The organism is Mycobacterium sp. (genome assembly GCF_032162105.1).
Taxonomy (GTDB): Bacteria; Actinomycetota; Actinomycetes; order Mycobacteriales; family Mycobacteriaceae; genus Mycobacterium.
The window spans coordinates 20,141-28,704 of the sequence record NZ_JAVRPS010000354.1 but is presented as its reverse complement, the minus strand read 5'-3'; the positions used below and the strand labels follow the sequence as shown (position 1 = coordinate 28,704).

8 protein-coding genes are annotated in these 8,564 nt (G+C 67.7%); 2 read left to right on the top strand and 6 right to left on the bottom strand.

All coding sequences use genetic code 11. The features are described from left to right. The first annotated feature begins 23 nt into the window (after nucleotides 1–23). Together QOC69_RS18110 and QOC69_RS18105 are read left to right on the top strand one after the other, a co-directional pair. Nucleotides 24–899 (top strand): ABC transporter permease, encoded by an 876-nt coding sequence (locus tag QOC69_RS18110; protein ID WP_526442025.1) that lies wholly within the window; start codon nucleotides 24–26, stop codon nucleotides 897–899. Beyond that, complete coding sequence (locus QOC69_RS18105; RefSeq protein ID WP_526442023.1) at nucleotides 896–1,756, top strand: ABC transporter permease; 861 nt, start codon at nucleotides 896–898, stop codon at nucleotides 1,754–1,756. Before QOC69_RS18110 ends, QOC69_RS18105 begins: the two co-directional genes overlap by 4 nt. On the opposite strand, the gene QOC69_RS18100 is transcribed toward QOC69_RS18105, so the two are convergent. The 6 genes from QOC69_RS18100 to QOC69_RS18075 all read right to left on the bottom strand — a co-directional run bounded on the left by QOC69_RS18100 (nucleotide 1,753) and on the right by QOC69_RS18075 (nucleotide 8,537). Next, the gene (locus QOC69_RS18100; RefSeq protein ID WP_526442021.1) at nucleotides 1,753–2,103 is read right to left on the bottom strand and encodes a hypothetical protein; all 351 of its coding nucleotides are present in this window, start codon (nucleotides 2,101–2,103) and stop codon (nucleotides 1,753–1,755) included. The two genes, QOC69_RS18105 and QOC69_RS18100, sit on opposite strands and share 4 nt — an antisense overlap. A 13-nt stretch (nucleotides 2,104–2,116) precedes the next feature. Beyond that, a complete protein-coding gene (locus QOC69_RS18095) occupies nucleotides 2,117–2,983 on the bottom strand; it encodes an EamA family transporter (protein ID WP_526442019.1) in 867 nt (288 codons plus the stop codon). 112 nt (nucleotides 2,984–3,095) lie between these two features. Further along, nucleotides 3,096–4,541 carry a 2-dehydropantoate 2-reductase N-terminal domain-containing protein gene (locus QOC69_RS18090; protein WP_526442017.1) on the bottom strand — a complete coding sequence of 482 codons (1,446 nt, stop codon included), beginning with the start codon at nucleotides 4,539–4,541 and terminating at the stop codon, nucleotides 3,096–3,098. Continuing rightward, nucleotides 4,538–5,689: an acyl-CoA dehydrogenase family protein gene (locus QOC69_RS18085; protein WP_526442029.1), complete on the bottom strand. Its 1,152-nt coding sequence runs from the start codon at nucleotides 5,687–5,689 to the stop codon at nucleotides 4,538–4,540. The genes QOC69_RS18090 and QOC69_RS18085 overlap by 4 nt, the downstream gene beginning before the upstream one ends. Nucleotides 5,690–5,694: 5 nt before the next feature. After that, entirely contained in the window at nucleotides 5,695–6,888 is a 1,194-nt protein-coding gene (locus tag QOC69_RS18080; RefSeq protein ID WP_526442015.1) for an LLM class flavin-dependent oxidoreductase, read from the bottom strand. Beyond that, nucleotides 6,885–8,537: a dipeptide ABC transporter ATP-binding protein gene (locus QOC69_RS18075; RefSeq protein ID WP_526442027.1), complete on the bottom strand. Its 1,653-nt coding sequence runs from the start codon at nucleotides 8,535–8,537 to the stop codon at nucleotides 6,885–6,887. The genes QOC69_RS18080 and QOC69_RS18075 overlap by 4 nt, the downstream gene beginning before the upstream one ends. Nucleotides 8,538–8,564 lie beyond the last annotated feature (27 nt).

The following is an 8,564-nucleotide window of genomic DNA, read 5'->3' as shown; positions in this document are numbered from 1 at the left end:
GCGGACGTGAGGAGCAGTGAGCAGTGGCTGGTGTAGCCAGTAGCAGCCGACAGCGGAGCAGGATCGCGCCGTACCTGATGATCCTGCCCGCGCTCGCCTACCTCGCGGTGTTCTTCGTGGTGCCGTTCTTCTCCCTGGCGCGCACCTCGCTGTCGTCCTCGGGTGGTTCGGTGTTCATGCCGAAGCTGACCTTCGCGTGGGACTTCAGCAACTACACCGACGCGTTCAGCCTGTACCAGGACCAGATCCTGCGGTCGTTCGGTTACGCGTTCGTCGCCACGATCCTGTGTTTGCTGCTGGCGTTCCCGTTGGCCTACGTCATCGCGTTCAAGGCCGGCCGGTACAAGAACCTGCTGCTGGGCCTGGTGATCCTGCCGTTCTTCGTGACATTCCTGATCCGGACCCTGGCGTGGAAGACGATCCTGGCCGACGACGGCTTGTTGGTCAACCTGCTGGGCACCGTCGGCGCGCTGCCCAGCGAGGGTCGCCTGCTGTCGACCAGCTGGGCGGTGATCGGCGGCCTGACCTACAACTGGATCATCTTCATGATCCTGCCGCTGTACGTCAGTTTGGAGAAGATCGACCCGCGACTGTTGGAGGCGTCCCGCGACCTCTACTCGCCCAACCGCCGCACGTTCGGGAAAGTCATTCTGCCGCTGGCCCTTCCGGGCGTGCTCGCCGGCAGCATGCTGGTGTTCATTCCCTCGGTCGGCGACTTCATCAACGCCGACTACCTGGGCAGCACCCAGACCACGATGATCGGCAACGTGATTCAGAAGCAGTTCCTGGTGGTCAAGGATTATCCGGCGGCCGCCGCGCTGAGTTTGGGGCTGATGGCTCTGATCCTCGTCGGCGTGCTGCTGTACACCAGGGCGCTGGGCACCGAGGATTTGGTATGACGATCCAGGACCGCATCGCCAACGCCAACGCCAAAGTCGGCGAGATCAAACCCAAGAAGCCGTTGCTTGGCGGAATCCGGTTCGGCGACAGCGCACTTCGGGTGGTCGCTGGCCTGGTGCTGTTCTACCTCTTCCTGCCCATCTTCGTGATCATCCTGTTCTCGTTCAACGATCCGAAGGGCAAGTTCAACTACACCTGGCAGGGTTTCACGCTGAAGAACTGGGCCGATCCGTTCAAGTACCCGGCCCTGACCGGCGCGCTGAAGATGAGCCTCAACATCGCGGCCGTCTCCACCGCCATCGCCGTGGTGCTCGGCACGCTGGTCGCCATCGCCCTGGTCCGGCAGCGCTTCCGGGGCAGTAAGGCCGTCGACACCTTCCTGGTACTGCCGTTGACGGCCCCCGAAGTGGTCATGGGCGCGTCACTGCTGACGCTGTTCCTCGACTTCAGTTGGGCCAGTGGCTATTCCACGATCCTCATCGCGCACATCGCCTTCGAGATCAGCTTCATCGCGATGACGGTGCGGGCCCGCGTCCGCGGCTTCGACTGGACGCTGGAGGACGCCTCGATGGACCTGGGCGCGAGCCCGACGCGGACGTTCTTCAAGGTGACGCTGCCACTCATCGTGCCCGGCATCGTCGCGGCGGCGATGCTGTCGTTCGCGTTGTCGCTCGACGACTTCATCATCACCTATTTCGTCAGCGGCTCCACCGTGACCTATCCGCTGTACGTCAACGCCGCGGTGAAGGCCGCCGTACCACCGCAGATCAACGTGTTGGCGACGGCGATCCTGGCGATCAGCCTCCTGTTGCTGGCCGTCGGAACGCTGTACCGCCGCAAGCGAATCGTCGGCTAGTCCAGCTGGACCGTGACCTTGACACGGCCGTTATCGTCGCGGTTGGCTACCGCATGGCCGCTGCGGTCCTGACCGTCAAGCTTCAGAAGTGTGATCGGGCCACCCTCGCCGAGGAAGTTGCGCCACCACGACTTGGCATCGGGTGACATGACGTTGATGGTGACGGTGTCGCCGGACCGTCGGTAACCGACTGGGGTCTCGATCGTCTTGCCGGAACGTCGACCGACATATCGAATGTTGATCAAGCCGCGCCGCACCAACGGCCCCACGATGGGCGCGTCGATGAGGCCGATGAACAGTTTGTTGATAATTCCGACGATGTGCGAATCGAAGATTCCGGATGCCATGTGGCGCAGGGTATCAGCCGACTTCAACCAGCACCGGCGCCGTCCTGGCACCACTGCGGGCCGCCCCCACTCCCGCCGCGACCACCAGGCAGATGCCCAGCACCGCCCAGGCGCCCGGCACCTGGTCGAGCACGATCAGTCCGACCACCATCGCGAACGCAGGCTCCAGGCTCATCAAGGTGCCGAACGTCGCAGTGGTGAGTCTGCGGAGCGACATCATTTCCAGTGCGAAGGGGACCACCGGTAGCAGCACCGCCAGCCCGATGCCGATGAGCAGGATCTCGGGCGTCATCTTGGCGAGCACCGACGGGCCGACGACCAGGGTCGCCACCACCCCGGCGACCGGCATGGACACCGCCAATCCGTTGATCCCGTCCACCCCGTCACCGACCCGCTGGGTGAGCAGGATGTACCCGCCCCAGCACACCCCCGCGGCCAGCGCGTAGAGCACGCCGAGCGGATCGACGGTGCCTGCCCACGGGTCGGTCAACAACACCACGCCGACGGCGGCCAGCCCCGGCCACAGGATCCGGCGACCGCCGCGGCCCTGCATCACCGCGACGCCGAGCGGACCGAGGAACTCCAGGGCGGCGGCGGTGCCCAGCGGGATGCGATCGAGCGCGGCCATGAACAACAGCGTGATGCCCGCCGTGACGACGCCGAGCAGCACGCACGTCATGAACGTGGAGCGGGTGAACGCCGCCCGCCGCGGCCGCACGACGGCGAGCAGGATCAGGCCGGCCCACGCCAGACGCAACCACGCCGCACCCGCGGAGCCGATCTGGTCCATCAGCCCGATGGCCAGCGCAAGGCCGATCTGCACGCACGCCATGGACCCGGTCGCCATCAGGACGCCCGTGCGTACGTGGTTCGTGGTCATGACTGCATTGAACGGCACCACAACCGTTCACGTCCACGTGATTTATCTGCACATACCGTTCAAGAAATCCGAACGATTGCTATCGCAAGGAGCCAGGACCGCACTCGGCGGATCAGGCGTCGGCCGGTGCCTCACCCACCGGGTCGGCCACCGGCAGGCCGGCGTCACGCCAAGCCGGGAACGCGCCGTCCACCTGGACGACATTGACATACCCGAGGCCGATCAGCTCCTCGGCAACCGGACTGGAACCGTGCAGGGATCCGCAGATCACCACAATCGGCTGGTCGGGCCCGGACACGCCCGCGAGCCGTTCAGCCGAGCCGGTACCGAACAGCTCGGCGAGCCGGGTCCGGTCGACCGTCGTGGCCTCGGGCAGTTCGCCATCCCTGTCGCGGGCACCCTTGCTGCGGACGTCGATCAACAAGGCGCCGCCGTCGACCGCTGCGTGCGCAATGCCGGGCGCGATTGTCGGCACCGTCGGTAGTGAGGCGGTGTCCTGTGTGGTCATGCGATGTCCTTCCGGTTGGGGGTTCAACGGCCACCGAGTGGGGCCGCTTGGGTTCATGAGCCGTGCCAGGATCGGAGCCGGATCCTGCAACGGCAGGTCCACGATCGCAGCGAGCCTGCCGTTGTGGCGCGACAGGGCGAGCGCGCCAAGGACACGCTGCAACGCCTCGTTGATCGGGGTGTCCACCCCAAATTCCCTTCCTAGCCAAACGATTTCACCATTGAGGTAGTCGACCTCGCTGGAGGAACCACGGGAGTAGCTCTGCCAGGTCGAGCGTCGACCGCCCACTACCAGTCCCGTCGCCCTCGGCTCAGGCGAGACCGCGATGCCTGCCGCGGAGAACGCCTGCCGCGCCTCGGCACGCACCGCGTCCAGGATTCGAACGGCGTCGGCTTCCTCCAGCGCGAACAGGTCGAGCGCGTTGCCCAGGTTGCCGAGCAGTTTGCGCGCCTTCCACGCCCTGATGTCTCCGACGGCGCGGGCCCGGTAGCCGGCGGCGGCCAGGTCTGCGACCAGCTCGGCGGAGAACGTGTCCTCGCCGGCCGGGTAGCGCCCGAGCTGCACCACACCGGTCGTATTCGGTGGACGTAGCCCTATCTCACCGGGGTTTAGGTAGCTCGCGGAGATCCCGATGGAGGCGCCGTACACCCGGCGGAAACGGCGCAGCGCCAGCGCCTCCGCGGCCAGGCCGTTCTGGAACGTGACGATCGGCAAGTCGGTGGCGAGGGCCGATCCGTCCACTGTCGGCGGGCACACCGGCTGCCAGGCCCATTGCGCCAGTGCGCGTTCGGCATCCTGAGTCTTGGTAGCCAAGAGCAGTACATCATCGGCGGAGAGGGCCACCTGCCGCGGTTCCGTCGCCACCTCGGGCCGTGCCCGCCATTGCCCGGCCGGGGTATGGACAATCACCCCATGTTCGGCGATCGTCGCCAAGTTCGCGCCTCGCGCAATCAGCGCGACCCGCCTGCCGAGCGCGCTGAGCCGCGCCGCCAGCAGTGCGCCGATCGCGCCGGCGCCGATGATCACGTAGCGCCGGTCGGTGGCGCTCACGCCCGTCCGGCCGCGTCGAGCACGGCTGTCCCCAACGCCAGCAGCGCCGTGTCCTCCTGGGGCGGATGCACGCGGGAGCACAGCACGTCGCGCAGATGACGTTCGAGCGGATTGTGCCGGGACAGACCGGGATTGCCCAGGCTCGCGACCGCCAACTCCACCGCCTGCACCGCAGCCCTCGTGATGATCACCTTCGCGATCGGGGTCCGCCCGACGGCATCGGCATCCCCGCGTTCCGCCCGAGCAGTCAAGCCGTAGAGCAGTTCCTCGGCCGCAATGAGCTCCGCCTCGATACGGCCCGCCACACTCCGAATGTGCGGCGTGGTAGCGATCGGCGCTCCGAGCGCGGTGGGCACGCGAGTGTTGGCGAAGGACAGGAAGAACCGCTGCGCGGCCCGCGCGACACCCAGGTAGATCGCCGCACCGGCCAGCGCTGCGACGCCGCCGGTGCCTGCCCGGTCCCGGTAGGTCCCCTGATAGGCACTATCGATGAAATGGTCCCCGGGCAACTCCACCGCGTCGTAGATCACGTCATGGGTGGAACTGGACCGCAGCCCCAAATGGTCCCAGGTAGCCACGATTTCGATGCCCTGGCTGTCACCAGGAACGATGAAATGACCGACTCGCGGGACCTCGTCGTCGGTCTTCGCCCACACCAGGTGATAGGCCAGTCCCTCGCTCGCCGTCGCATACGACTTGCGCCCCGCCAGCACCCATCCGTCGCCACTCCGCCGCGCGGTGGTGGCCGGCAGCCCGCCACGCGCGGGTGCCCCGAGCTCCGGTTCCGCGCGCACCGTGTTGATCAGCACCGGGCGCTGGGCGCTCTCGCCGAGCACCCGCCGGTACAGGTCCTCCGGCCAATCACCGCTTTCCGTCTGTCGGGCGTGGGCCGCAAGCGTATTGGCGACGATCAGCGCCACGGACGGGTCACCCTCGCCGAGGGCCTGCAGCAGCCGAGCCCGGTCGACCGCGCTGATCTGCAGACCGCCGTACTGCCTGCCGACCGTCGCCACCAGGGCGCCACTTTCGTGCACCGCCCGGATGCCGTCCCAGGGAAACTCCGCCGAGCGGTCGTAGCGCTCGGCGGTGGCCGCCACCGCGTCGGTCAATTCCCGCAATCGCTCGGGTGTGGTCGGGGCGGTCACCATCGTCGTCACCGATCTGTCCCGGTGGCAAGCAATCCCGGATGTTCGGCCTGAAACGAACTCGGCCGACCGCTGGCGCGTCGGTGTGCGAGTTCCTGTCGGACCAGCGGAATCACGAAGCGCCCGTAGTCGATCGCGTCGTTGAGGTTGTCGTAACCCCGGATCGACACCAGCGTGGCGCCGAGGTCGACGTAGTCGAGGATCGCCGCAGCGACCGTCTCGTAGCTGCCGACCAATGCAGTCGACGCACCCTGGGCGTTGGTGACCTGCGCCGGTCGGGTCCACAGTGCCCGGTCATGACGGTCGTCGCGGGCGGCGATCTCCAGCAGACGCTGCGATCCCACGTTCTGCGGCCGGCAGGGATCGGACAGCTTTCGGCGGACATACGTCCCCGACCGATAGGTCGCGTCGATGCGCTCCAGCGTGCGTTCCGCCTTCTCCCACGCCTGCGCGTCGGTGGCGGCGACGATCGGGCGGAACGTCACCCAGATCCGCGGCAGACCTACGCGCCCGGCCGCCCTCGATCCCTCCGCGATGCGGTCGATCTGAACCTGGGTGTCCGCCAACGGTTCTCCCCACAGGCCGTAGATGTCGGCAAGCGCGCCGCCGACCCGGTATGCGTCTGGCGAGGAGCCGCCCAGCGAGATCGGGATGGTGTCCCCATGTGGCGGAAAACCCGGCCCGAAGTCGGTGAACCGGTAGAACTCCCCGCTGTGACTGAAGGCCGCGGGCTCGGTCCAGGCCCGGCGCAGCAGGCCGATGTACTCCTCCGAGCGCCGATAGCGCTCCTCCTTGGTGGTGAAATCGCGCTGTCTGGCCTGCTCCTCGGCGCTGCCGCCGGAGATGATGTGGACGACGGCCCGGCCCTCGGACAGCTGGTCCAGCGAGGCCAGCGCCTGCGCGGCGACGGTCGGGTGCATGATGTTCGGCCGCAGCGCGACAATGGGTTTCAGCTGATCGGTGTACTGGGTGAGCGCGGCCGACACCGTGAACGGGTCGAACCGGTCGGAGTTGTATGCCACCAATGTGTAGTCGAAGCCGAAGTCCTCCAGCGACCGCGCGTACTTGCGCAGGTACGCCGCGTCGAGCCCGCGTCCGGGTTTGGGGAAGAGCTCGGAGGACTCGCGGGCGTTGATCGCGCTGATGAACTCGACCTCTTGGGCCGCGGTCGGCGTTGGTGCGTCCTGGACGGTGACTGTCATCCGATGATCTCCTTCGCCCGGCGTCCGCCGGGAATGGATTCGATGAGTTCTGCGGTGTATTCGGCGTTCGGGGCGGTGAAGACCTGCTGGACGCTCCCCTGCTCGACGACCTTGCCGCCCCGGAGTACCACCACCCGGTGCGCGATCTGGGCCACGACGCCCAGGTCGTGCGACACGAACACGTAGGTCAGGCCGAGCCGATCCTGCAGTTCGACCAACAGGTCGAGGATCTGCTTCTGGATCGAGACGTCCAGGGCGGACGCCAGTTCGTCGAGGTACAGCAGCTCGGGCTGCAGGATCAACGCTCTGGCGATCGCCACCCGCTGCCGCTGGCCACCGGAGAGTTCGTCGGGCATCCGGTCCAGCACCGACCGCGGCAGCGCCACCTGTCCGAGCAGCTCGCGTGCGCTGGCTAGCCGCGACGCCCGGGTGCCCAGCCGATAACTCCGCAGCGGCTCGACCAGGCTGTCGAAGATCGACAACCTGGGATTCAACGCCGCGTACGGCGACTGCTGCACCAGCTGGAAGCGCCTGCGCAGCACCCGTATCCGCGTCCAGGATTGGCTGCCGATGTCCTCGCCGTCGAAGCTGACTCCGCCATCGGTGGCCTGGACCAGGCCGAGCGCGACGCGCAGCGCGGTCGACTTGCCCGAGCCGGACTCGCCGACCACCGCCAGCGTCTGCCCGCGACCCGCCTCGAAGCTGACGGCGTCCAGTGCGCGCAGCCGTCGCGGGCCGTCGACGGTCCGTGGCAGCGGGAAATCAACGGAAACCGACCGGAACTCCACCAGGGCAGGCGCCGGCTCCAGATCCGGGTGCCGCGGGACCAGTCGGCCCTGGTGTGCCAGCGACGGCGCGGCCGCGATCAGTCGCCGGGTGTACGGCGTCCGCGCGGCATGCAGGACGGCGCCAGGTGAACCCCGATCCACGATCTCGCCGTTCTTCATGACCAGGATCTGGTCGGCCCGATCGGCGGCGACTCCGAGGTCGTGCGTGATGATTACCAGGCCAATCCCGCGCTCGCGGACGAGCGACTCGAGGTGGTCGAGGATGGCGCGCTGCACCGTGACGTCCAGCGCGCTGGTCGGCTCGTCGGCAATGATCAACGCCGGGTCGGCGGCCAGCGCCAGCGCGATGAGCACCCTCTGCCGCATCCCGCCGGACAGCTGGTGGGGGTACTGCCGGGCACGCAACGCCGGAGCATCGAGTCCGGCCGACGACAACGCGTCGTGGGTCAGCACCGGGATCTGGCGGCGGTCGATCCCGCGCAGCCGCAACGTGTCCCGTAGGTGCGCACCCACGGTCTTGGTCGGGCTCAGGCTCATCGTCGGGTCTTGCGGGATCAACGCGACCAGTTCCCGGCGGAACCGCAGCAACGCCCGCTCACTCGCGCCGACCACCTCCCGTCCGGCCAGCCGCACACTGCCCGATCGGACCCGCGCATTGTCGGGCAACAGCCCGATGATCGCGTTGGCGACCGTAGTCTTGCCTGACCCGCTCTCCCCCACCACGGCCAGTACTTCGCCGGCCCGCAGCGAGAAGCTCAGCCCGCGAACCGCGTTCACGGTGGCGTCGCGGCGGACGTAATCGACCCGGAGGTCGTCGGCCGCCAGCGCCTCCTGGTCGGTCGCCGTCACCACCGCTCTCATCGCTGCCTTCTGCTGTTCGCGCAAGCG